This is a genomic window from Sphaerisporangium sp. NPDC051017, assembly GCF_040683095.1.
Lineage (GTDB): Bacteria > Actinomycetota > Actinomycetes > Streptosporangiales > Streptosporangiaceae > Sphaerisporangium.
Genome location: NZ_JBFBCI010000009.1, coordinates 1 through 24743 on the forward strand (window position 1 = coordinate 1; position 24743 = coordinate 24743).

The following is a 24743-nucleotide window of genomic DNA, read 5'->3' on the forward strand; positions in this document are numbered from 1 at the left end:
GTTGAACACCACCCGCGCGCACCCGAACGCCTTGGCCAGCGCGACGCGCTGACCAGCGGTCGGGTAGAGGCGGAAGTTGTACCTGAGCTGCACGGCGCCAAGGGTAACCTGGTACCGGACCGAACGAATGAGTGTTCGAGAAATCCGCGACACCTGGGGCACCTACTTCACTGGTAAGCCGGCCATCGCCGAACGCCACCGCGAACCCCGCACCGTCCTCGTCTGCCACGCCCGGCGGATCGAACAGCACGATCATCTCGACTCCGCAGGATAACGCCGATCCGCCTTGGCGGCAGATCGGCTTTCCCTTCCCCGCTGCGCGGGACAGTCCGCTTCACCCCCGGCTCGAAGGCCGGAGCACTGCGGACGAACCCGGTAGCGGGTCGGCTCCAACGGATAGGGCGAGGGTGGCGGCGCACGCCAGGGCTGCGAACAGGGATGGACGTCGCACGGGTAGCCCTTCCTGAAGGTGAGCTGTACATGAGCCGAACTCATGCTGAAGGGAACATCGCACGCAACGCGGAGTCAGGCAATAGGTAAGATGCGGACGAATCTGTTAAATCGGAATGCGGCCTTTCCAGGGGGCGCGGCGCTCACATGCTCGACAACTTGCGGTGGACGCTGATCACGGCGATCGCGCCGGTGGCATGGGGGACCAACTACTACGTCATCCACGAGTACCTGCCGGCCGGGCACCCTCTGTGGGGCGCGCTGCTGCGCGCGCTGCCCGCCGGGCTGCTGCTCCTGGCGGTGTGCCGGCGGCTGCCCCGGGGGCCGTGGTGGTGGCGCTCGCTGGTGCTCGGCGCGCTGAACATGGGGGCGTTCTTCGCCCTGATCTACACCTCGGCGCAGCTCCTGCCGACGAGCGTGGCCTCGACGATCATGGCGTCGTCCCCCGTGGTGATGATGCTCATCGCCTGGGCGCTGCTCGGCGAACGTCCGCGCCTGCTCGCCTCGGCCGGAGCGGTGCTGGGCGTCACGGGGGTGTGCCTGATGCTGTTCAGCGGGGTCTCCGCCGTGAACTGGTGGGGAGTGGCGGCGTCGGTCACGGCGATGCTGATGTCCTCGCTCGGCTTCGTGCTGACCAAGAGGTGGGGGAGCGACACGAGCGTGCTCGCGTCCACGTCCTGGCAGCTCGTGGCCGGGGGGCTCGTGCTCGCGCCGTTCGCGGTGCTCGTCGAGGGCGCGCCGCCCGCGATGGACTGGGCTGCGGTCGCGGGGTTCGCCTATGTCGCGGTCGTGGCCACCGCCGTCGCGTTCGCGGCCTGGTTCGCGGGCCTGAAGTACCTGCGCGCCGGGACGGTCGGGCTGATCGGCCTGCTCAACCCCGCCACGGGGGTGCTGCTCGGAACCCTGCTCGCCGCCGAGGTCCTCACGCTCCGGCAGGCCGCGGGGCTGGGCCTCGTCCTGGTGGGCATCCTGCTCGGCCAGCCCGTCGCCGAACGGCTCCGCGCCCGCCTGCGCCCCCGACCGGCGGCGCCCGCCACGCCTCGCCGCGAGGCCCATGCCGAGGCGGGCGGCGGACGCCCCTCGCGGTGAAGCGCGTGCGCGTCTCCAGTGTTCGGTCTGTGCTCGGCCTGCATAAAGCTCGGCCTGCATAAAGGGGGCATGCCCGCCCCGCGCCGTTCAGATCGGCGGACCGCGGGATCCCGGGGGCGCCCGGGCGGTCAGAGATCGAGGCCGGAGCCGCCGAACCGGTCCTGGAGGAACCTTCCCTGGTCGCGCAGGGCCTGCTCGTCCCCCTGGTAGACGGACTCGGCCACCTTGCGCAGCTGGGTGTCCAGCAGGTCGAGCTGGGCGAGCAGCTCCTCGTGGGCGCTGCGCTCCCGCTCGCCGCGCCGCGTCAGCGCGTACGAGCGGGGCAGGTTCGCGTACGCCTCCAGGCTGGACGGCAGGTAGTCCCTGATCGTCTGCGACACGATGTGCAGATGGTCGGGCGAGGAGGTGAGCGCGTCCGCCCGGCGAAGGATGTCGCGCAGCACCTCGGCCAGCGCGCCGACCCTGGCCACCACGTCGCCGGGGAACCGGTTCCCGTCGACCTTGGCCAGCAGCGTCTCCAGGTCGGCGTGGAGTTGCCGGCTCTCCACCTCCGCGTGCGAGATCGTGAGTCTCACCCGGTCCGCCGGGGCCAGCAGCGCCCCGACGCCGTACAACCCGGCGACCACGACCGGCCAGAACGATCCGGCGACGCCGAAGAACACCAGGATGACTCCGGCCAGCGCCAGGGCGCACCCGGTGATGTTCTTCGTCGACCCGGCGTAGGCCAGGATCCGCTCGCGCGGACTACTGGTAGCCACGGATCTCCTTGAAGGCCGCGGCCAGCGATCCCGACCGTGCGTCGAAGGTGGCGCCACCGGTGAGCTGGGCGATCTGCTTCATCTCGTTGACGTCGCTGTCGCCGAAGAGCACGACGAACGCCGGGAACTTCACGGGCAGCGACCTGTAGTACGACGCGAAGTCGTCGTAGGAGCCGCCGTCGGTGTTGTCGCCGTCCGTCATCAGCACGATCGAGGTGAAGTCCCCTGAATTCGCCGACGACCCGGCCTGCGCGTAGGCGGCCCGAAGGCTGTCGAAGATCGCCGTGCCGCCCCCGGCCCGCAGCGCCTCGCCGTACGAGCGGATTCGCCGGAGTACGGGTTCGGGGTCGTGTTCGGGCAGCCTGAAGGTCTGCGGTGTGCCGGGGGCCGTGTTGAAGGGGATCATCGTGACGGTTTCGCGGTCCCGGAAGCGCGAGAAGGTCCCGCTGACGGAGGTGTCGGCGCCGGACAGGGCGGTCAGCGCCTGCTTGAGCGCGTCGATCCGGTCGCCCTCCATCGATCCGGAGGTGTCCAGCACGAACAGCGTCCGCGACGGCCTGCGAACCTGGTTGAGGTACACGCCGATCAGCTCGTCGGCGGCGCTTCGCCGGTTCGGGAACGGCAGCTCCACCAGCGACGCGGATCCGAAACGCCGGTCGGGCCTGACCTCGGGGACGATCGGCCGCCGGAACGTCGTGGTCATGATCTCCCGCTGGATCTCCGGCTTGCGCAGCCACGCCGCCAGCTTGCCGTACAGCTCCTTCTTGCCCGGCGCCGCGGAGCTCAGGAGAGTGAGCGGGTAGTCGGCCGTCACCACCCCGTCGGTGGGGTAGATCAGTGTGAGCGGTTCCTTGAGCGTGCCGGAGGCGTTGAGGCCGAGCAGCACGGACTCGTAGTTCACGAGCCCGTCCACCGCGCCCTGCTTGGCGTACGCGTCCGCGAGCCATCCCGAGGAGCCGGCGGTTAGCGTCTGCGCCGAGAAGAACTCCTTCAGCTTGGGCGTCGCCGCGTCGATCTGGGCCTTGTCCACGGCCTCCGCGGCGTCGGAGAGGGCGGCGGTCACGCCGACCAGCGCCGAGAATCCGGAGTTGGAGGCCGCGGGGCTGGTCATGCCGAAGGTGAACTTACGGGCCCGCGCGGCCGCGGCGATGTCGTTCCAGGTGACGGGCTTGACGTCCCAACCGAGCTCGTGTGCCTTGGACGCCTTCAGCCCGAGCAGCACCGGCGAGACCATCACCTTGGTCTGGGTCGACAGACGCGCGGTCGCCCCGTCGATCAGCGACAGGTACCGGTTGGAGGAGAACCACGTCGCGTCGTACTTCCCGTCGGCGCCGCCCCTCGCGACCTGGTCCGCTCCGTCGAGCGTCCCGGCGTACGACAGCGTGACGCGCACGCCGACGGCGTCCTGGGCCCGCTTCAGCAGCGGTTCGAGGTCCTTGATCTCGCTTCCCGCGAGGACGCGGAGCACCTCGGGGCCGTCCACGGGGCCGGGGGTGTCCGCCCCTCCGCACGCGGTCGTCGCCACCAGCAGGGTCAGCACGCCGAGCGCCCGCGTGAGCGCCGGAACGCCCGCCCGTACGGCCGGCACTCGCCGTCTCATCGAGGGAGCGCCTGTTCGCCGCCGCGCTGCGACCGATCCAGGTACGTGCGCGCGTGGTCGAGCTCGACGGTCAGGTTGTCCACGGTGATCGCCATGTTCTGCACGGCCTGCGCCTTGAAGGTGTCGATCATGTCCATGGTCGTGTAGATGTTGTCGAACGCCTTGCGCAGCGCGTCCATGTTGACCGTGGTCGAGGCCGCCTGGGTCTGGATGTCGCCCGCCTGCGTGCGCAGCATCTCGCTGGTCGCCACGATCAGGTCCGAGGTGGTGGCGTTGAGCGCCGTGATCTGGTCGAGCACCAGCTTCTGGTTCGCCAGCGCCTGGGCCACGGTCACGGCCGTGCGCAGCGCGGCGATCGTCGTCGTGGTCGCCCGGTCCACGCCCTTGATCAGTTCGAGGTTGTTCTTGCGGATCAGGTCCAGCGCGAGGTACCCCTGGGCGGACACCGCGAGCTGGGTCAGCAGGTCCTGGTGCTTCTGCCGGACGCCGAACAACGCGTCCGAGCGGAGGGCGGTGGCCTTCTCCGGGTCGGCCGTCTCGACCTGCGTGATCTTCTCTTCCAGCGCGGCGTCGAGGGCGGCGGCGAGCAGGGCGTACTCCTGCAGGCGCTGCATCGACTCCCACAGATTGACCTTCTCGCCCTCGATGGCCGCGTTGTCCTTGAGCAGCTCGTCCTGCCCGGACTTCAGGGCCCGGATGATGTCGTCGATGTGCTTCTGCGCCGACTGGTACTTCGCGAAATAGTCGCGCAGCTTGTCGCCGAACGGGATCAGTCCCAGCAGCTTCTTCGCCGGGTTGGACGCCTGCTTGGGGTCGAGGTCGACGATCGTCCGGCGCAGCGCGACGAGCTCCCCCGCCACCGCCGCCTGGGCGTCCTTGCCCTCGCCCTTGGCGGACGCCAGCGCGGCCACCGGACGCTTCAGCATGCGGTTGGCGACCTGGGACGACGCCCGGATCTCCGAATCGCCCATCGAGGTGATGTCGTGCACCTTGCGGGTGAACTCGGGCGACCGCGGGTCCAGGCCGCCGAGTTCCTCGGCGAAGCCCTTGGCCTTCTCGGCCAGTTCGGTGCTCCGTTCCTCCTGCACGGGCAGCATGGTGGCCGCCTTCTCCGTGGGCACCTTGGCCACGGGTTCGGGCGGGCTGAGCACGAGATCGCTCACGGTGGTCTCTCTCCTTGAAGCGGTAGGAAGGCGAGGTCAGGGCGTGGGGGTGGGCACGGCACCCGACCGGTAGAGCTGCTCGATCGTGGTGATCATGGCCTCCAGCCGCTCGTGGTCGGGCGGTTCCACCACGTCGATGAGGTTGGCCGGCAAGGGGGCCTTGGCCTTCGCCACCAGGTCGTCGAACGCCTTGGCGTGCGCGGTACGGAAGCCGTACTGGGCGGCCAGGCGTCCGAGCTCCGGATCCTCCTGCAGCAGACGGCCGACCTCGGTGCCCTGCGCGCTGAACGGGACGAGCGTGTGCTTGCTGAGGACCGTGGGCGAGGGATAGAGCAGCCGCATGTCCGGGCGGATCGAGCCGTCGCCGGAGAACAGGCGCGAGGCGTACTGCGCCTCGTAGACCATGATCATGGGCGTCTTACCGATTCCGAGCGACAGGTAGTCCTCGAACGGCGCCTCGGTGGAGGTCTCCGAGTAGCCCTGGTCGAGGAAGAGGGGAGCGACGGTCTCCGCGACCTTGGAAGCCTGCGCGTCCGAGGTGACCACGTCGTCGCCGTTGGCCACGTAGCCGGCGATCGCGAGGTACATCGCCGCGGAGTTCGAGGTGCGGATGTCGGTGGTGGTGAGCAGGACCCGCTTGCGCGCCGGATAGGCGGTGTTGCCGGGAAGCCTGTCCCAGCGGGTGCCTTTCGCCACCAGTTCCAGATATTTCTGGACATCGAACACCTGATAGCCCTGGCCGGAGTCCCGCACGACGCCCGCCTTGGTGAGCACGCCCACGATCGGCTCGAAGGTGGCGATCGCCATGGGGGACGAGAACGGCGCGAACGTGCGGGTGGCGCCCTGGTCGCGCCTGATCTTCTCGGCGGCCGGCGCGCTGGACGGGAAGGCGAAGCCGTACTTCTTCAGGTCGACCGAGTCCGCGATCTGGCGGGAGCCGGCGGTGTCGACCTCCACCCGGAGGCCGTGCCGCGCGAAGACCTCCCGCACCCTCTGATCGTCGAAGAAGGGCTTCTTCTCCGAGCCGATCACCCCTCTGACCACGGTGAGCTCCCGCGTCTCCGTGCCGCCGCCGCGGTTGCCCACCACGATCGCCACCACCACGGCCGCACCGAGGAGCAGCGCCAGCCCGATGCCGATCCAACGCTTCATCTGGTTCCTCGTACCTCGCCCCGTATTCGCTGCGAATCAGCGTTCACCACCGAATTATGTGAGCTATGACGACATGGCGGGCCGAGGCATCCCCGGCGCGTCCACATTTCAGCTTCCGTTCACCGTTTGGCCATAATCGCCCTTGGGTCCGATGGCGTGTCCGGGACGCCCCTTAGGCGGCCCGAGCTCAGCGGTCGTCGGTGAGGCGGCGGGCGAGCCAGACCAGCGACTCGGTGATGCGTTCCTTCGGCAGGCCGAGGGTGTGGCGCTGGAAGTGGTACAGCTCGGGGGCCAGGGGCGCCAGGACGGCGTCCACCGCGTCGTCGGGGACGGGGGCCCCGGCCTGCTCCAGCAGCATGCGCACGTGCGTGCGCCAGAAGCCGTAGGCGCCGGTGGTGAACCTGGCCTTGCCGACCTCGGCGCCGAGGGCCAGGTGCAGGTGGCCTTCCAGCAGGTCGACCGACGCCTCGTAGAACGCGGCGAGGCGCTCGGTGGGTGAGGCGCCGGGGCCGAGGGGCGGGTCGCCGCGCAGGATGTGCTCCTGAAGGCGGCGCTCGTGCTCGTCGAGCAGGGCGATGGCGATGGACGCGGGGTCGGGGTAGCGGCGGTACAGGGTGGCCCGGCCCACGCCGGCGGCGCGCGCGATCTCCTCCATGGTGACCTGCCGGGCGTCCATGGTGGCGAACAGCCGTTCGGCCGCGGCGAGGACGCGGGCGCGGTTGCGCGCGGCGTCGGAGCGCTCGCGCACCGGCTGCCGGGTCACCTCGATGATCGCGGACGACAGTAGGGGGAGGTCGCGGCCCGATATGCCGACCGTCATGGTCCGGTGTGTCGGAATCTGGCCGTTCATCTGAGTCCCGTTGGCGCCGGCAAGCCTGTCGCTCATGGGTCCATGGTAGGGCCTACAACGTTATGTGAGACATGAAGTCCACTTCTGTGGTACCGGCGGCTCGCGCCGAATGGACGAATTCTTCCCTCCCTGTCACACCCGAAAGGCGGAACGCGGACCCGGGGAGGTGGGTCCGCGTTCCGTTGGGAGTGGGTTAACTTGTCAGGTCCTCAGGCGATCACGAGAGCCGTGCGATCACGGCGTCGATGTCGCGGGTGAGGACGGTGCGGATCTCGGCGTCCGGGACCGTCGTGCCGTCGTTGACGAGGGTCCTGAACTTCTGCAGCTCCTTGACGGTCTTGCCGTCGTTGCCCGTCGCCTCGGCCTTCTTGACCTTGGTGAGCTCGGCCTGGAGCTTGTTGCCGTTCTTCTGGCTGAGCCGGCTCGTCGCCACGAACCGGTCGATCAGCAGGCCGACGTCCCGGGTCGAGGTGGTGATCCCGAAGGTCACCTGCTCCTTGGTGACGTTGCCCGCGTTGTCGGTCGCGGTGACCGCCAGCGCGTGCGTGCCGAGCTTGAGCTCGTAAAGCGCCTGGAGCCTGCCCGAGGCGTACGGAGCGGCGTCCAGCGTGCCGGTGACCGTCTTGACCCCCGAGGTGCCGTCCACCGCCTGCCAGGTGATGCGCAGGTCCTGGCTGTCGCCGTAGATCTGGGAGTCGGAGATGCCGGACACCAGGACCGTCGGCCTGGTGCCGTCGATCTTGACGGCCGCGGCCTTCTCGGTCTCGACGTTCCCGGCCTTGTCCTTCGCCCGGTAGCGCAGCTCATGGCTGCCGTCGCCGGTGATGTTCACCGGCTCGGTGTACGACTTCCACGCGCCGCCGTCGAGCGAGTACTCGACGCCGGCGAGGCCCGAGGCGCCGTCGGACGCGGTGAGCGTCACCGGCACGGTGGATCCGTGCCAGCCGTCGTCGTTGCCCGGGGCGAACTGCGCGGTGGTCAGCGGCGCCGTGGTGTCCTTCTTCACCTCGATCGTGCCGTCGGCGGTGTTGCCCGCCTTGTCGGCGGCACGGTAGGCGACGGTGTGGAGGCCGTCGGACGCGACCGTCACCGGGTCGGTGTAGGGCGCCCACGGGCCGCCGTCCACGCTGACCTCGGTGGAGGCCAGGCCCGAGCCGCTGTCGGACGCGTTCACCGCGACCGTGACGGGGGAGACGAACCAGCCGTTGCCGCCGTCGGGCTTGGCCGGGGTGGTCGTCGCCGAGACCGTCGGCGGCGTGGTGTCGGCCGGCCGTCCCCACGAGGCGTGGAAGAAGTCGAACTTCGCCGTCTTGGACGCGGCCTGGTTCACACCGAAGGCGAACAGGCCCACCTTGGCGTCGCCGATCGCCGTGTTGGCCACACCGGTGCCGATCTCGGTCCAGGTGGTGCCGTTGGAAGAGGCGAAGCCGCGGTACGTCGTGCCGGTCTTGGTCAGTCGCAGCCACCACACGCCCTGGGTGAGGTCGGTGAGCTGCGGCTGCGGGTTCTGCACGGCGTTGCCGACCTCGGAGCGGAGTTCCAGCCTGCGCGCCGTCGCCCCGTCCGCGACGTAGTCGAGCTTCACGTAGTCGCCGTCGCCGGTGTAGGCCATCAACCCGGCCTGCTGGTAGGCCTCGTTGAAGGCCGACGCGTCGACCTTGGTCTCCACGGTCCAGTCCCCGGAAGGCGGGGTCTGGAGGATGAAGTTCTTCGGCCCCGAGTTGTCGTTGCCGTAGATGTCACCCTTGCTCGTGTCGATCTCCAGGTTGCCACCGGTCACCCGGGTCGCCGAGGCGTCCGGGCGGACGATGGTGTTCCACCGGCAGGCGTCCAGCGAGTCGCCGGTGAACTCGTCGTCCGGCGTCGACGGGCCCGCGGTGGCGTCCGGCAGAAGCTGGAACCAGTCGAAGGCGGCGTCGACGACCGGCCTGTTGCCGCTGCTGGCGAAGGACGTCAGGCCGATGCGCGGGTCGGTGATACCGGCGATCGCCTTGTCGGTCTGCGGCATCGTCGTCCAGTTCACCCCGTCGGGCGAGTAGGCCGCCGTGAGGGTGGTGCCGTTGCCGGCGAGCCGGATGTAGACGGTGGTCGGGTAGTTCGCGCCGAGGTTGGCCGTGTTGGACGCGGCGACCTCGTTCGGGCTGCCCGCCTCTTCCCGGATGAACTGGAAGATACGTGCCGCCGGGTCGTTGGTGCCACGCGCCGAGATGACCATCTTGGCGTAGTTGTCATCGTCGCCGTACAGGATCAGGCCCGCCTGCTGGTAGGCGTCCCTGGCGTCGAGCGTCACCTTGGTCGTGGCCTGCCAGGCCCCGGTGGGCATGGGCTGCAGCACCAGGTTGGGCACCGGGTTGCTGTTGTTGGTGCCGTAGATCTCGGTGAGCGAGGTGGGGATGTGCAGCGCCCCGCCGGCCATCCGCAGGTCCTGGTTCTCCCGCAGCACGCTCCACCGCGAGCGGTCGAGCGCGACGCCGTCGAAGCCGTCCGACTTGCCGGTCAGGCAGGTCGTCCCCGGGGTGTCCACGATGATCGGAATGTGCTCGGTGCGGGCGGCGCCCTTGGCGTCCGTCACGGACACCGACGCGTCGTACGTCCCCGGCGTCTGGTAGGTGTAGCTCGCGTCCGGGGTCGTGGGCGTGGGCGCGCCGGCCACGCCGAGGTTCCACTTGTAGGTCAGCGGGGTGTTGCCGTCGGGGTCGCCGGCCTCGGCGTGCAGGCTGACCGTCAGCGGAGCCGGGCCCCGGTCCGGGGTCGCGGTGAGGGTGACCGCCGGCCGCTGGTTCTCGGTGACGCCCTTGCCGATGAAGTCGGTCCAGTTGACGTTCAGCAGACCACCGGTGTTGGTGCTGCCCGCCGGCTTGCGCACGACGAAGTACAGCGGGCCGCTGGTGGCCGGCGGGTCGGTCAGCGTCACCGGGAAGTCCTGGAAGGTCTGCCAGCCGCCGGTGTTGGCGACGTCGGCCTTGCCGACCAGGGTGCCGTCCACGGCGCCCGCGCGGATCTCGATCGTGCCGCCGGTGGAGGCCGAGGCCGCCCGGAAGCTCAGCTTCTCGATCCCCGACAGGTTGACGGGGTCGTGGCTCCAGTAGTCGCCGTCCTCGATGAAGCCGATGTTGCTGAAGCCGCCCTGCGTGTCGGAGGTCGTCTCCACCTTGACGCCGGGGTCGCCGGTGCCCGTGCCGTCCGGCGCGCGGCCGGTCGACGAGTAGAACTCGGCCTGCTTGTGCTTGGGCTGCAGCAGCGCCTGTGCGCGGCCGGTCAACGGGTTCGAGGAGCCCGCGCCGCCCTTGTCGGTGTAGGACGCCTCGAGGACGTAGAAGACGTTGTCGCCCTCGCTGTGCCCGCCGGACAGCGTCGTCTGGACGACGCCCGAACAGCCGGTGTACTGGTCGAGCGGGTGCCCGTGCGTGTCGTGGCCCAGGATCGCCTGGATCTTCACGGCCGTGCAGTCGACCGTGCCGTCCTCGGGGTCGGTGACCGTGACGGTGAACTTCACCTGGTCGCCGAACTCGAACAGGCCGCCGTCCGGCGGGAGGTTGATCTTGACCGTCGGCGCCGTGTTGCCGACCACGATCGGCACGTTGGCGCTGGCGGTCTTGCCGTCCTCGTCCTTCACGGTCAGCACGGCGGTGAAGTTTCCGGCCGTGTTGTAGGTGAAGGTCGGGTCGGCCTCGGTGGAGTCGGTCTGGCCGTCGCCGTCGAAGTCCCAGGCGAAGGTGATCGCCGACCCGTCGGGGTCGGCCGAGCCGGCGCTGGAGAACTTCACGGTCAGCGGCGCCGGGCCGGAGGTCTTGTCGGCCTTGGCCTGCGCGATCGGCGACCTGTTGCCCTGGACGTAGTCGATCCGGTAGACGCCGGAGTCGGTGTTGTCGCCGCCGAAGCTCGAGCCCCACTCGATGAGGTAGAGGGCGCCGTCGGGGCCGAACTTCATGTCCATCGGCTTCTTGAAGCTCATCGTGCCGAGCATCGTGTTGATGTCGACGAGCTGCGAGCCGTCCTCGCTGAGCTGGAAGGAGTACAGGTGGTTCTGGTTCCACTCACCGAAGACGGCCTTGCCGTCCCAGTAGGCGGGCCACTTGCGGTCCGACTTCAGCGCCGGGTCGAAGCGGTAGGCCGGCCCGGCCATCGGCGCGCCGCCGCCGCCCAGCTCGGGGAAGGCGGGGTCCGCGGCGTAGTGGTAGTACACGGTGGCCGGCAGCGCCTTGGGCAGGTCGGTGATGCCGGTGTTGTTGGGCGAGTCGTTCTTCGGCGCCGCGCAGTCGAACGCCTGCTTGGAGGTGTTCGTGGCGAAGTCGAAGTCGATGTAGGGCTTGTTGTCGCCGATGCAGTACGGCCAGCCGTAGAAGCCCGGCCCGTTGAGGATGTCCCACTCGACGGTGTTCTCCGGGCCGCGGGTCGCGCTCGGCTGCCCCGCGTCCGGGCCGTAGTTGGCGACCAGCAGCTTGTGCGTCTTCGGGTCGATGCCGATCCGGAACGGGTTGCGGAAGCCCATGCCGTAGATCTCGGGGCGGGTCTTCGGCGTGCCCGGCGGGAACATGTTGCCCGCGGGGACGGTGTAGGTGCCGTCCGGTTCGGGGTGGATGCGCAGCACCTTGCCGCGCAGGTCGTTGGAGTTGGCGGAGGTGCCCTGGGCGTCCCAGGCCGACCGGCCCGCGCGCTCGTCGATCGGGGTGTAGCCGTCGGAGGCGAACGGGTTGGTGTTGTCGCCGTTGGCCAGCCACAGGTCGCCGGTCGCCTTGTCGAACACCATGCCGCCGCCGTGGTGGCAGCACTCCGCCCGCTGGACGGGAACCTCGAGCACGACCTTCTCACTGGCGAGGTCCAGCGTCAGGTCCTCGCGGATCGTGAAGCGCGAGAGCCGGTCCACGACCTTGGACTGGGGCGAGTAGTACAGGTACGCCCAGCGGTTGGTCGTGAAGTCCGGGTCGAGCGCCAGGCCGAGCAGGCCGCTCTCGTTGGCGGTGAAGACGTTCAGGTGGCCGGAGGTGACCACGCCGCCCGCGGGCTTGACGGCCTTCATGTCGCCGAGCCGGTCGATGTAGAAGACGGTGCCGTCGGGGGCGACGTCCAGCATCATCGGGTTGGACGTGTTGTCGTCCAGGGTGACCTTGGCGAACGCCGAGTCCAGACTGGCCGAGCAGTCGGCCGGGACGACACCGGCGGCGGTCTGCAGGCCGCCGAGCAGCATCTTCAGGAAGTTCGGCTCGGCGTAGGACTCGTTGGTGTGGCCCAGCGCGGTGTACCAGGAGCGGCCGCCGTCGTAGTTCTGGCACCAGCTGTTGGGGTGGTCGGTCCCCATCGTGCCGCCGCTGTAGCTCTTCTCGTCCAGGGAGGTCAGGACGTGAACATTGCCACGCGGGTTGGCGCGGAAGTCGTACCACTCGTCGTTGCGGGTCCAGCGGGCGGGCAGGCCGGCGGTGGAGGGGTGCGCGGGGTCCTCGACCTTGACGACGGCCTGCTGCGGCGCAGGGTGCTGCTTGAAGTACGCGCCGACGAGCTTGCCGTACCAGGCCCAGTCGTACTCGGTGTCAGAGGCCGCGTGGATGCCGGCGTAACCGCCGCCGCCCTCGATGTAGTGCTCGAAGGCGGTCTGCTGGGCGGCGTTCAGGACGTCGCCCGTGGTGGACAGGAACACCACCACCTGGTACTTGGCCAGGTTCTCCTCGGTGAAGGCCGCGGAGTCCTCGGTGGCGTCCACGGTGAAGCCGTGGTCCTGGCCGAGCTTCTTGATCGCGGCGATGCCCGCCGGGATGGAGTCGTGCCGGAACCCGGCGGTCTTGGAGAAGACCAGCGCGGAGAACGGCGGTTCTGCGGCGGCCGTCGTGGCGGCGGCCGAGGCCGGGGAGGGGAGCAGGAGCCGCGAAGGGATGACGAGCGTGGAGAGGAGCAGAACCAGGGAGGTGAGCACTCGTTTCATGCCACACCTCGCATGCCTCTGCGCAGGCGAATTCCGATATGCATCTGCATGTCGTTCCTGACCTCAGGATCCAGTCAGGCAAGGCGCGCGCCGCCGCGCTTGTTGCCGGGGGGTGATGCGGGGCCGGAGGGGTGCCGCCGCCTCCGTCGTGCTGTCGGTGTCTCGGTGTCGGATGGGAACGTGCCGGCTAGGTTTTTATGTCTAGGAGATTAATTAATCGGGTTTTAACACGTTCGAGACAGGGATGTATAGACACAAAACGATCACGACATGACAGTGCCCCGGAGGAGGCGGCCCGCACCTCCTCCGGAGCCCCAGGCCGGTCAGAAACTGTAGGCCCCGAATTCCGAGAGCCGGCCGGCCGATGAGTCGGCGGCCGGTTCGCCATGCTTCAGGGCTGCGAGCCGACGATCAGGGGATCCGGCGAGAAAGCCCCGCCGCCCTGGCGTGGAAAGGCCAGGGCGGGCGGGGCGTCATCCTTGGGACCGCGCGGTCGTTCCGGCTGTTCGATCGCATCGCGGTCCATGAGCCCGGGGCGCCCGCCGGACCCGCCGGACCCGCCGGACCCGCGGGTCCGGCCGGTCCCCGGGCGCCGGGCTCACCCCTGGGCTCTGGGTTCCCGGCGGTCCTTACCGTCCTCTCCGGCCGGAATCCCGGAGAGCGCCGGGTGCTTCACGAACGACGCGTGTCGTGGTGCTTGACGCGATGCTTCATCGGTCGTTGATTGAGCCAGCGGTCCGCCTCTCGGAGGGCCGCCTGGTAGGCCTCCTGATGGCTGTGGTGCCTGCGCAGGTGCCGCGCGCGGTAGAGGTCGTCGATGAAATGACCGTTGTGGCGGTGGCCGTGATGCCTGTGGTGGTTCCTGAAGCCGCCGCCTCCGCCGTGCTCGGGGGTGACCGAGACGTCGACGTGCTCTTCCGGTCGTGGTTTGTGGAAATGCTCGTAGTGTTTTTGCGGACGGTAGGCGATGTGGCGTATCCGGCGGTGCTTCCGGATTTCCTTTCTGGGCTTCTTCACGGCGGGAACCTCTTCCTCGCCCCCGCTTGGCCCTCCTCCGTCGGGTGTCGACCGGAACGTGAGGCCGGTGTGGACGCCGTTCGTGGCGGCGTGGGCGTTGGCCTGCGCGGGAAGCGCCGGCGCCATCAGCACCCCGGCGGTGACGGCCGCGCCGATGTAAGCGAGCAGGGATCGGTCGTTGATCGTTCGCGTCAGAGACTTCCTGCCTCTAGGTGGATGACTCACCTAAATACCCCCAGTTAGTAAATGCAGAGAATCGAGCGCTGAATCACCATAATGGTGACGCATGGGTGACCTACCCCGTATTGAGGTGGCAACACAGATGATTAATCAGGCAAGTGTGTCGACTGCCGGTTAATGCCGCAAATGGGATACGCCCCCGACGGGCCACTTGTGCGGTATATCGGATAAAGCGTTTTATGTCCTGGAGTCGCCGTGCCGCCTCTGGCCCGTTGGGGGAGAGGGAGGGCGAAGGCCCGGCCGTCCGGCGCCGGACGGCGGTCCGCTGACGCGGCTCAGAGCGGGGGCAGCGTCTCGGTGTAGAGCCAGGACGCGAAGAACGCGTCCAGGGGCTCGGGGGTGTAGCGGGCGGCCAGCTCGGTGAACATGCCGGTGGTCACGACGCCGTGCCGGTAGGCGTCGGTCCAGACGCGCAGCAGCGAGGTGAACGCCGGGCCGCCGAGCACCCGGCGCAGCGCGTGCAGGGTGAGCGCGCCGCGCTTGTAGACGCGGTCGTCGAACAGCCGCCTTGCCCCCGGGTCGGCGAGGACGAAGCCGCCGGGGCGGGCGGCGAGCCGGGCGTGCCAGCGCCGCGCGTGCGCCTCGGCGGGCTCGCCGCCCGAGGCCTCCGACCACAGCCACTCCGCGTACGTCGCGAAGCCCTCGTGCAGCCAGATGTCGCGCCAGTGGCGCAGCGTCAGGCTGTTGCCGAACCACTGATGGGCCAGCTCGTGCGCGACCAGCCGCTCGCAGCCGCGCCGTCCGTCCATGTGGTTGGCCCCGAAGATCGACATGGCCTGGGCCTCGACGGGGATCTCCAGCTCGTCCTCGGTGACGACCACGGTGTACGACGCGAACGGGTACGGCCCGAACAGCTCGCCGAACACCCGCATCATCGCGTCCTGGCGGCCGAGGTCGTGCCGCGCCCGGGAGAGCAGCGCGGCGGGCGCGGCCAGCCGCTGCGGCACCTCCCCGGGCAGGCCGGTGAGCTGGTAGCGGCCGATCTGCACGCTCGCCAGGTAGGCGGCCGTCGGCTCCGCCTGGTGGTACACCCAGGTCGTCCGCGAGCCGCCGCGCCGCGTCGACACCGGCGTGCCGTTGCAGACGACCGTGTACGGCGAGGCCGTCGTCACCGCGATGTCGTAGCTCGCCTTGTCGGAGGGCCGGTCGTTGCACGGGAACCACGACGACGCGCCGATCGGCTGGCTCGCGACGATCACCCCGTCGTCGAGCAGGTCCCAGCCGAGCCCGCCCCAGTGGCTGGGCACGGGCCGGGGGTTGCCCGCGTACCGGACCTCGACCGTGAACGTCCTGCCCTCCGGCAGCCAGCGGGGCGGCGTGACGCGCAGCTTCTCGCCGCGGTGGACGAATCGGGCGCGCTCGCCGTCGACGAGCACCTGGCCGACGCGGAACGGGCCGAGGTCGAGCACCACCCGGTCGAGCGGCTCGGCCGCGACCGCGGTCAGCCGGGCGGTGCCGCTCAGCCGGTTCGGCCCGAGGCGGTGCTCGAGCGCCAGGTCGTAGTGCCGGACGTGGTAGGCCGGATCGCCGCGCTCGGGGAAGTAGCGGGTGGCCGCTGCCACTGTCCTCCCCTCGATGCCGGTCACGCGGCGCTGTGCCAGGCCGCGACCGGGTTGCCGTACCAGCGGGTCCGCGCGGGCAGCGACTCGCCGCGCATCACCAGGGACGCGGGGCCGATCGTGGTGTTGCTCCCGACCGTGGCCGCGGGCAGCACCACCCCGTGCGGGCCCAGCGTGGAGCCCTCCGCCAGCTCGACTGTATCGATGCTCATGACGCGGTCGTGGAACAGGTGGGTCTGGAGTACGCAGCCCCGGTTCACCGAGGTCCCGTCGCCCAGGCTGACCAGGTCGATCTCGGGCAGCCAGTACGTCTCGCACCACACGCCGCGGCCGACCCGGGCGCCGAGCGCGCGCAGCCACGCGTTGAACGGCGCCGTGCCGAGCCACGGTGTCGCGAACCACGGCGCGGCAAGCACCTCGACGAAGTTGTCCGCCAGTTCGTTGCGCCACACGAACGAGCTCCACAGCGGCCGGTCGCCCGGGCTGATCCGGCCCAGCAGCGACCACTTGGCCGCGACCGCGACGGCGCCCGCCACGACCCCGGCCCCCGCCAGCACGATCCCACCGAGGAGCGCGGCGACCGCGAAGCCGGCCGTCGCCGCCAGCCACAGGAACGCCGCCAGGACCGCGACGCCGAGCGCGACCGTCGCCATCGCCGGGACCGCCCGGCACAGCTCCACCAGCGCGCGGGCCACCCGCAGCCGGGCCGGCGGGTCGTAGGTGCGGCTCGTGTCCGCCCGCTGCGCGGTCCTGCGCAGCTTCACCGGGGGCATCCCCAGGTACGACGAGCCCGCCTTGGCCTTCTTCGGCGCGGCCGACAGCACCCCGACGAGGCCGTCCTTGGGCACCTTGCGTCCCGGCGCGGTCATGCCCGAGTTGCCGACGAACGCCCGCTTGCCGATGCGCACGTGGTCGACGCGCATCCACCCGCCGGCCAGCTCGTACGGCGCGATCATGGTGTCGTCGGCCAGGAACGCGCCGTCGCCGACCGCGGTCATCTTCGGCAGCGCCAGCACCGTGGACAGCTCGGTCCGGCGTCCCACCCTCATGCCGAGCGCCCGCAGCCACAGCGGCGTGAACATGCTCGCGTACAGCGGGAACAGCCACACCCGCGCCATCGCCATCAGCCGCTCGGTGGCCCACGCCTGCCAGGCCGTGCGGCTGTGCACGGGGTGGTCGCCCGCGCGCAGGCCGATGCCGAGCAGCCGGACGAGCACCAGCAGGAGCAGCGCCATGGCCGCCATCGACACGACGGTGGAGACCGGAACGGCGAGCAGGGCCGGGCCGAGCGCCGCGACCGGCCCGGGGGAGTCCTGGACGGCGGCGCCGAGCACGGCCAGCCCCGGGACCGCGGCGACCAGCGGCACCAGGCCGAGCAGCGACGCCGACACGCCGTAGATCGCGGTCCAGCGGCGCAGGCGCGGTGGACGGGCCGTGCGCGGGGCCGCCTTGCCCTGCCGCGTCGCGGGGGCGCCCGCCCAGCGCTCCCCGGCCGGGACGGGCCCGCTCACCGACGAGCCGGGGGCGATGTGGGCGTTCTTGCCGATCCTGGTCCCCGGCAGCAGCGTGGAGCGGGCGCCGACCCCGGCCCCCGCGCCGACCCGGATCTCGCCGACGTGCAGCACGTCCCCGTCCAGCCAGTGGCCGGTCAGGTCGACCTCGGGTTCGATCGCCGCGCCCCTGCCGAGGCGCAGCATGCCGGTGACCGGGGGAAGCGTGTGCAGGTCGGCGTCCTGGCCGACCTGCGCGCCGAGCGCCCGCGCGTAGTAGGCGATCCACGGCGCCGAGGAGATCCCCGCGACGCCGAGCATCTCGGTGAGCTTCTCGGTGAACCAGATGCGCAGGTGGACGGCCCCGCCGCGCGGGTAGTGGCCGGGCCGCAGGCCGCGCAGCAGCAGCCGGGCCGTCGCCGCGGCCAGGCCGAGGCGTCCGAACGGCGTCATGAACAGCAGGACCCCGGCGAGCACCCACCACCACGAGATCGCCGGCGTCCAGGGCGAGTCGAGCAGGTTGCCGGCCGCGGCCGCGCCGATCAGCCACGGCATCGCGCGGACCGTCAGCAGCGGCAGCGTCAGCGCCGTCTGGATCAGCGACGCGCGCAGCGGCATCGGCACCACCGTGCGGCCGTCGTCCGCGTTCTCGTGGTCGTGGGCCGCTGCCAGCTCGTCCAGCCGGCCGGCCAGGCCTCGCAGCGTCGGACGGTCGTACAGGTCCGCGACCGCGACGGACGGGTGGCGGGCGCGCAGCGCGGACACCAGGCGGGCCGCCGCCAGGCTGGTGCCCCCGGCGGTGAAGAAGTCGGCCCCCGGTCCGGTGACCCGATCCCCGAGCACCTCCTGCCACCGCTCGGCCAGCCACCGCTCCGTCTCGGTCATCTCGCCCGGGTCGCCGGCGGACGTGCCCGCGTCCAGGGCCGCGACCGGCCAGGGCAGCGCGGCCCTGTCGATCTTCCCCGAGGTCCGCGTGGGCAGGGCGTCCACGACGGCCAGGCGCGGCACGAGCGCCGCGGGCAGCGCGCCCGCCAGCCGCTCGCGTGCCGCCGCCGCGTCGAACGCGCCCGGGTCACCGGGCACGACGTACCCGACCAGGAGCCGGTGGCCACCCGCCGTGGCGCGGACGGCGGCCGCCGCGCCGGCGACGCCGGGCAGGGCGCTCAGCGCGGCGTCGATCTCGCCAAGCTCGACGCGGCGCCCGCCCAGCTTGACCTGGTCGTCGGCGCGCCCCACGAAGATCAGCCCTTCGGGGTCGGCGACGACCAGGTCGCCGCTGCGGTAGGCCCGCTGCCAGCCGAGGGACGGCAGCGGCGCGTACTTCTCGGCGTCCCTGACCGGGTCGAGGTAGCGTGCCAGGCCGACGCCGCCGATGACCAGCTCGCCCGTCTCACCGGAGGCGACGGGCCGGCCGTCCGGGCCGACCACCGCGAGGTCCCAGCCGTGCAGCGGCAGGCCGATGCGCACCGGACCCGGCCCGCCCAGCGGCGCCGCGCAGGCGACGACGGTGGCCTCGGTCGGGCCGTAGGTGTTCCAGACCTCGCGCCCGGGGACGCTGAGGCGCTCGGCCAGCTCGGGTGGGCACGCCTCGCCGCCGAAGATGAGCAGCCGGACCTCGTCCAGGGTCTCCACCGGCCATAACGCCGCCAGCGTGGGGACCGTCGACACGATCGTGACGCCGCGTTCGACCAGCCAGGGGCCGAGGTCCATGCCCGTGCGCACCAGCGCGCGCGGCGCCGGGACCAGGCACGCGCCGTGCCGCCACGCCAGCCACATCTCCTCGCAAGAGGCGTCGAACGCGACCGATAGCCCGGCCAGCACCCGGTCCCCGGGCCCGAGGGGAGCGTCCTGGAGGAACAACCGGGCCTCGGCGTCCACGAACGCGGCGGCGCTGCGATGGCTGACCGCGACCCCCTTGGGCTTCCCGGTGGACCCGGACGTGAAGATGACCCACGCGTCGTCCTCCGGCCGCGGCGCCCGCCCGGATCCCGCCGTGGACGGCCCGGCGGGCTCGCCGTCGCGGAACGTCAACGCGCGGCCCTCGCCGATCACCAGGCGGACGCCCGCCTCGCCGAAGACCAGCTCGGCGCGCTCGTCCGGGTCGTCGGCGTCCACCGGCACGTACGCCGCGCCCGCGGTGAGCACCGCGAGGATCGCGACGTACAGGTCGGCGGTTCCGGACGGGACGCGCACGCCCACCCGCGCGCCCGGCCCCGCCCCGGCGGAGCGGAGCCGCCCGGCAAGGCTCTCGACCTGCTCACGGAGCTCGGCGTAGGAGAGCACCGCACGACCGTCGTCCAGGGCCGGCTCGCCGGGGTGCGCCCGGGTCGTCTCCTCCAGGACCTCCACGAGCGTGCGCGCGGGCGGCGTTTCCCCCTCGGACAGGTACACGGCCTCGGCGGGCGGAGGGAGGGCCTCGCCGGAAGGAATCAGGGCCTCATCGAGAGACGGGACGGCGTCAGGCAGCACGGATCCACCGTTCGGCGGCAAGAAATCACCCCAAGCGTCGACGACGCGACCCCCGGGTCACCGTGACCTGCGCGTTTCCCTTCGAAGACCGGGAACCTCGGACGCGCATCGGGGCCGCCGTGACGCTCCGCGCCACGCGTACATGAACATTTCCCGAACAATCATATATTTCACTTTGCCGGTGATCGCCGCAGACCCCGCGAACGATAGCCTGAAGAGTCGTACCGGAAGCCCTGGCGCTCGCCGGGATCGCCACCCTGACCCCACTCGCTGGTCGCGGAGGGGCTATCGGTCCCTGTGGCAGGAACGCCTCGGCCAGGTCGCGCTGCCGGTCGGCCATCGTGACAAAGGGTGGGCGGGGCTCGCTCTGCGTGATGGCCGGGCGCCCCGCGCCTACCCCTTGAGGCCGGACCGGGAGATGCCTTCGATGACCCAGCGCTGCGCCACCAGGTACAGCAGGATCACCGGCAGGCTCGCGATCACCGCGCCGGCCATGAGCAGGTCGTAGCGGATGCTGTTGGCGCTCTGGAAGTTGCCGAGGCCGGCGGGCAGCGTGAGCGAGTCCGGGTTGAGCAGCACGTAGATGGGCCACAGGAAGTCGTTCCAGTTGGTCAGGAACGACAGCAGGAACAGCGTGACCAGCGCGGGCCTGGCCAGCGGGAGCGCGATCGAGGTGAAGATCTGCCAGCGGTTGCACCCGTCCAGCTCGGCCGCCTCCTCCAGCTCGCCGGGCAGCGTGAGGAAGAACTGCCGCAGGAAGAACACCCCGAAGGCGCCCGCCGCCGCGGGCACGATGACCGCGGGCAGGCTGTCCACCCAGGACAGCTCGTTGACGATGAGGAAGTTCGGGATGAGCAGCACCACCGGGGGCACGAACAGCGTCGCGACGATCACCGTGAAGATCGCCGACCGGCCGCGGAAGCGCAGCCGCGCGAGCGCGTACGCGGCCGGGGCCGCGGTGAGCAGCACCAGGACGGCGTGACCGGTCGCCGCGATCAGGCTGTTGGCGAACCAGGTGAGAATCGGGCTGTCGGAGCTGCTCAGGATCTCCCGGTAGGCGCCGAGCGTCGCGGGGCTCGGGATCCACTGCGGCTCGGTCGACCCGGCGCCCTCGCGGGTCTTGAACGAGGTGAGCAGCATGTACACCAGCGGGCTGATGTAGAGCGCGGCGACGACGGCCAGCACCAGGTGGAGCAGGGCGCGCCGCACCCGCCGCGGGGCCGTGGACGTCATGGCTTCCTCCTGTCGCGGAAGGCGCCGAAGACCAGGGCCGAGGCGCACATCAGGAACCCGGCGAGGATGAAGCTCATCGCCGACGCGGTGCCCATGTCGAACCGCCGCAGGCCGGTCTCGGCGATGAGGTAGATCGCCGTCTTGGTCTCGTCCGCGGGCGCCCCTGCGGTGATCAGGTAGGACTGGCCGAACATGTTGGCCGAGGCGAGGATCGTGGCGTTGACCACGAAGACCATGACCGGACGCAGCCCGGGGACGGTCACCGCGCGGAACCGGGCCAGCGGGCCGGCGCCGTCCACCATGGCCGCCTCGTACAGCTCGTGGGGGATGTCCTGCAGCCCGGCCAGGAAGATGACGGCGTTCAGGCCGAGGGTCCACCACACGGTGACGCCGATCAGCGCGATCCAGGCCGGCGGGGTGTCGGTGGTCCACTGGACGGACAGGCCCAGGTAGTGGTTGACCAGGCCGATGTTGCCGTCCAGCAGGTAGCGCCAGACGAAGCCGACCACGGCCACGCCCAGCACGTAGGGGGCGAAGTAGACGGCGCGGTAGAGGTTGCGGCCCCGGAACCGGCCGTTCATCAGCAGGGCCACCAGCAGCGGCAGCAGGATCAGCAGCGGCACGGAGAACACGGTGAAGATCCCGGTCGCCCGCATCGCCGACCAGAAGCGCGAGCCGTCCACGCTGGAGGGGTCGAACAGCTCGGCGTAGTTGTCCAGGCCCACGAACGGCTTGGCCGGCAGGCTGATGTCCCACTCGTGGAGGCTGGTGTAGAACCCGAACCCGATCGGCAGCACCATGAACACGGCGAACAGCACCAGGTACGGGGCGAGGAAGGCGTACGGCGTCCACCAGCGCATGCGGCGGGCGCGGCTCGCGGGGGCGGCGGGTGCCCCCGCGAGGCGCTCCGTGCGGGTGAGCACGCTCACTGCGTGTACTTCCTCTTGTTCTCGGCCAGGAGCTTGTCGGCCGTCGCCACGCCCTCCTTCAGCGCGTCCGCCGGGGATGCCTGCTTGAGCACCGCCTTGGCCACGGCCAGCTCCAGGGCCTTGGACTGCACGTCGCCGACGCCGGGCAGCGCGGGCAGGAAGTGGAAGACGCCCGGGTCGGCGGCCAGCTTGATCTGCGGCAGGTCGGCGATCGACGGGTCCTGGCGGACCGAGTTGCGGGCGGGGATCATCCCGGCCTTGGCCCACTCGGTGGACTGGCGGCTGATGTGGTCGATGAAGAACTTCGCCGCCTGCACCTTGTCGGCGTCCTTGGCCGCCTGGGCGGTCATGACGAAGTTGTGCGAGGAGCTCCACACCGCCGGGCTGGAACCGATGGCCGGTACCGGGGACAGGCCCCACTTCAGGCTCGGGGCGTTGGCCTTCAGGTCGTTGATCTGCCAGATGCCGTCCCAGGTGAAGCTCACCTTGTCGTTCTTGAACGCGGCGTACTGGCTGTCGATGGCGACCTTGTCCGGGCTGTGGCCCTTGTCGATCTGCTCGATCATCCAGGCCAGCGCCTGCTCGCCCTCGGCCCCGCCCCACAGGGTCTTGGTGCCGTCCTGGCTGTACAGCTCGCCGCCGTTCTGCCACAGCAGCGACATGAACATCAGATGGGCGGGCCACTTGTTCGGCATCCAGAACGGCTGGGCGACCCCGGCCTTGGCCAGTTCGGCGAGGGCGTCCTCGTAGCCCGCCTTGTCGCTGGGGGCGTCCCTCAGGCCGATCTTCTCCAGGTGCGCCATGTTCCAGTAGTCGCCGAGGCAGTGGATGTCCAGTGGGACGGCGTAGCGCTTGCCGTCGTAGACGCCCGCGTTCCAGATGGCGGGGATGAAGTCGGCGTCGCTGAGCTTGAGCGCGGCGACGACGTCGTCCAGCGGGGTGAGCACCGAGCGGGCGGCGAAGGTGCCGATCCAGTCGATGTGGATGACCGCCACGTCCGGACCCTTGCCGGCGGCGATGGCCGTGGGCAGCGCCGGGTAGAGGTCCTCCCAGCGGCGGGTGACGTTGCGGACCTCGATCCGGCCGGCGTACTCCTTGTTGAAGGCGTCCAGCATGGCCCGGAAGTGCGGGCCGTCGCCTCCGGTGAAGCCGTTCCAGAACTCCAGGGTGACCTTGGGCCCGTTGTACTCGCCGCCGGAGAAAGTGGGGGCGGCCGAGGCCGGCGCGCCGGACGCCGGCGCGCCGATCTTGGTGCCGCCGCCGCAGGCGGCCAGGGTCGCGGACAGCCCGACGGCCCCGGACATGCCGAGGAAGGAACGGCGGGACAGGGGACGGGTCATAGCGCACTCCTGGCGGTGAGGGGAGCGAAGCGGACAATAGTCCAAGAAACCGGCGGAAGCGTGAGGGTGGCGCGGCGGCCGTCGAGGGCGAGGCCCGTGCCCTGAAGTGGGACGACGCGCTGGGGGTCGGCCGCGGTGTTGCGCGCGGAGGGGTCGTCGTCGGCCAGTTCGAGGTGCTCGGCGACGCGCATGTCCTCCGGCAGCGCGATCTCGACCGGCAGGGGGCCGCGGCGGTCGCGGTTGACGGCGAACAGCGCGATCTCGCCGGTCTCCGGGTCCCGGGTGGCGGTCGCCCAGACGGCCGGCACCTCGCCGTACCTGCCGGTGTCGATCGTCGGGCACTCCGGCTCGACCCTGAGCACCTCGCCACGGGCGTGCCGCGCGGTCAGCGCGAACGGATGGAAGATCGTCTGCCGCCAGGCCGGGCCGCCCGGCTCGGTCATGATCGGCGCGATGACGTTGGCGAGCTGGGCCTGGCAGGCGACGCCCACCCGGTCGGCGTTGCGCAGCAGCGTGATCAGCAGGCTGCCGACGACGACGGCGTCGGTGACGTCGTAGACGTCCTCGATGAGGCGGGGGTGCTCGGCCCACTCCAGCGACGACTCGCCGTGGAAGCGGCTCTGGTACCAGACGTTCCACTCGTCGAACGAGAGCTTGATCCGCTTGCGGCTGCGCAGCTTGGCGCCCACGTGGTCGGCCGTCGCGGCGATGGACCGGATCATGTGCTCCATGTCGGCACCGCTGGCCAGGAAGGAGTCCACGTCCCCGTCGCTCGGGTCGTAGTAGGCGTGCAGCGAGATGTGGTCGACCATGTCGTAGGTCGCCTCCAGCACCTCGGCCTCCCAGGCGCCGAAGGTGGCCATCCCGCTGTTGGAGCTGCCGCAGGCGACCAGGGACAGGCCGGGGTCGAAGCGCTTGAGCGCCCTGGCCGTCTCGGCGGCGAGCCGGCCGTACTCGGCCGCGGTCTTGTGCCCCATCTGCCAGGGACCGTCCAGCTCGTTGCCCAGGCACCACAGGCGGACGTCGTGCGGCTTGTCCACGCCGTGGGAGCGGCGCAGCTCCGACAGGCGGGTGCCGCCGGGGTAGTTGGCGTACTCGACCAGCTCCAGCGCCTCGGCCACGCCGCGGGTGCCCAGGTTGAGCGCCATCATCGGCTGGACGCCGGCCTTGACCGCCCAGGCCATGAACTCGTTGAGCCCGAATCTGTTGTCCTCCAGACTCCGCCAGGCGAGGTCGAGGCGCGCGGGCCGGTCCTCGACCGGGCCGACGCCGTCCTCCCATCGGTAGTTGGAGACGAAGTTGCCCCCCGGATAGCGCACCAGGGTCACGCCGAGCTCGCGGGTCAGCTCCAGCACATCGGTGCGGAAGCCGTCCGCGTCGGCGCGTGGGTGGCCCGGCTCGAAGACGCCGGTGTAGACACAACGGCCCATGTGCTCGACGAACGATCCGAACAGCCGTGGTTCCACGGGTCCGATCCGGAAGGAGGG

Annotated in this window: 16 protein-coding genes; 2 read left to right on the top strand and 14 right to left on the bottom strand. The window is 70.7% G+C overall.

All coding sequences use genetic code 11. The annotated features are described in order from the left end of the window. Nucleotides 1–93: helix-turn-helix domain-containing protein (locus AB0M95_RS10590; protein WP_363762204.1), on the bottom strand; the 93-nt coding region annotated here is incomplete at its 3' end. Nucleotides 94–127: 34 nt separating this feature from the next. Here AB0M95_RS10590 and AB0M95_RS10595 point away from each other — a divergent pair. Beyond that, complete coding sequence (locus AB0M95_RS10595) at nucleotides 128–274, top strand: hypothetical protein (RefSeq protein ID WP_363761913.1); 147 nt, start codon at nucleotides 128–130, stop codon at nucleotides 272–274. A 323-nt stretch (nucleotides 275–597) separates the two neighbouring features. Then, on the top strand, nucleotides 598–1539 hold the full coding sequence (locus AB0M95_RS10600) for an EamA family transporter (protein WP_363761915.1): 942 nt from the start codon (nucleotides 598–600) through the stop codon (nucleotides 1537–1539). Between the two features lie 128 nt (nucleotides 1540–1667). On the opposite strand, the gene AB0M95_RS10605 is transcribed toward AB0M95_RS10600, so the two are convergent. The 13 genes from AB0M95_RS10605 to AB0M95_RS10665 all read right to left on the bottom strand — a co-directional run bounded on the left by AB0M95_RS10605 (nucleotide 1668) and on the right by AB0M95_RS10665 (nucleotide 24686). Next, nucleotides 1668–2297, bottom strand: coding sequence for a hypothetical protein (locus AB0M95_RS10605; protein WP_363761917.1), 630 nt, complete (start codon nucleotides 2295–2297; stop codon nucleotides 1668–1670). Next, entirely contained in the window at nucleotides 2284–3897 is a 1614-nt protein-coding gene (locus AB0M95_RS10610) for a VWA domain-containing protein (RefSeq protein ID WP_363761919.1), read from the bottom strand. Before AB0M95_RS10610 ends, AB0M95_RS10605 begins: the two co-directional genes overlap by 14 nt. Further along, complete coding sequence (locus AB0M95_RS10615; RefSeq protein ID WP_363761921.1) at nucleotides 3894–5060, bottom strand: toxic anion resistance protein; 1167 nt, start codon at nucleotides 5058–5060, stop codon at nucleotides 3894–3896. Before AB0M95_RS10615 ends, AB0M95_RS10610 begins: the two co-directional genes overlap by 4 nt. Nucleotides 5061–5096: 36 nt before the next feature. After that, nucleotides 5097–6212 (bottom strand): hypothetical protein, encoded by a 1116-nt coding sequence (locus AB0M95_RS10620; RefSeq protein ID WP_363761923.1) that lies wholly within the window; start codon nucleotides 6210–6212, stop codon nucleotides 5097–5099. Between the two features lie 187 nt (nucleotides 6213–6399). Beyond that, complete coding sequence (locus AB0M95_RS10625) at nucleotides 6400–7098, bottom strand: TetR/AcrR family transcriptional regulator (RefSeq protein ID WP_363761925.1); 699 nt, start codon at nucleotides 7096–7098, stop codon at nucleotides 6400–6402. Between the two features lie 181 nt (nucleotides 7099–7279). Then, nucleotides 7280–12979 (bottom strand): ThuA domain-containing protein, encoded by a 5700-nt coding sequence (locus tag AB0M95_RS10630; protein ID WP_363761927.1) that lies wholly within the window; start codon nucleotides 12977–12979, stop codon nucleotides 7280–7282. 672 nt (nucleotides 12980–13651) lie between these two features. Beyond that, nucleotides 13652–14122 (bottom strand): hypothetical protein, encoded by a 471-nt coding sequence (locus AB0M95_RS10635; RefSeq protein WP_363761929.1) that lies wholly within the window; start codon nucleotides 14120–14122, stop codon nucleotides 13652–13654. A gap of 389 nt (nucleotides 14123–14511) precedes the next feature. Next, the gene (locus AB0M95_RS10640; protein ID WP_363761931.1) at nucleotides 14512–15798 is read right to left on the bottom strand and encodes a M1 family metallopeptidase; all 1287 of its coding nucleotides are present in this window, start codon (nucleotides 15796–15798) and stop codon (nucleotides 14512–14514) included. A 20-nt stretch (nucleotides 15799–15818) separates the two neighbouring features. Continuing rightward, nucleotides 15819–19754, bottom strand: coding sequence for a Pls/PosA family non-ribosomal peptide synthetase (locus AB0M95_RS10645; protein WP_363761933.1), 3936 nt, complete (start codon nucleotides 19752–19754; stop codon nucleotides 15819–15821). Between the two features lie 393 nt (nucleotides 19755–20147). After that, the gene (locus AB0M95_RS10650; RefSeq protein WP_363761935.1) at nucleotides 20148–20987 is read right to left on the bottom strand and encodes a carbohydrate ABC transporter permease; all 840 of its coding nucleotides are present in this window, start codon (nucleotides 20985–20987) and stop codon (nucleotides 20148–20150) included. Next, nucleotides 20984–21916 carry a sugar ABC transporter permease gene (locus AB0M95_RS10655; RefSeq protein ID WP_363761937.1) on the bottom strand — a complete coding sequence of 311 codons (933 nt, stop codon included), beginning with the start codon at nucleotides 21914–21916 and terminating at the stop codon, nucleotides 20984–20986. The genes AB0M95_RS10650 and AB0M95_RS10655 overlap by 4 nt, the downstream gene beginning before the upstream one ends. After that, nucleotides 21913–23256, bottom strand: coding sequence for an ABC transporter substrate-binding protein (locus tag AB0M95_RS10660; RefSeq protein ID WP_363761939.1), 1344 nt, complete (start codon nucleotides 23254–23256; stop codon nucleotides 21913–21915). The genes AB0M95_RS10655 and AB0M95_RS10660 overlap by 4 nt, the downstream gene beginning before the upstream one ends. After that, complete coding sequence (locus AB0M95_RS10665; RefSeq protein ID WP_363762206.1) at nucleotides 23253–24686, bottom strand: alpha-N-arabinofuranosidase; 1434 nt, start codon at nucleotides 24684–24686, stop codon at nucleotides 23253–23255. The genes AB0M95_RS10660 and AB0M95_RS10665 overlap by 4 nt, the downstream gene beginning before the upstream one ends. Nucleotides 24687–24743: the final 57 nt, after the last annotated feature.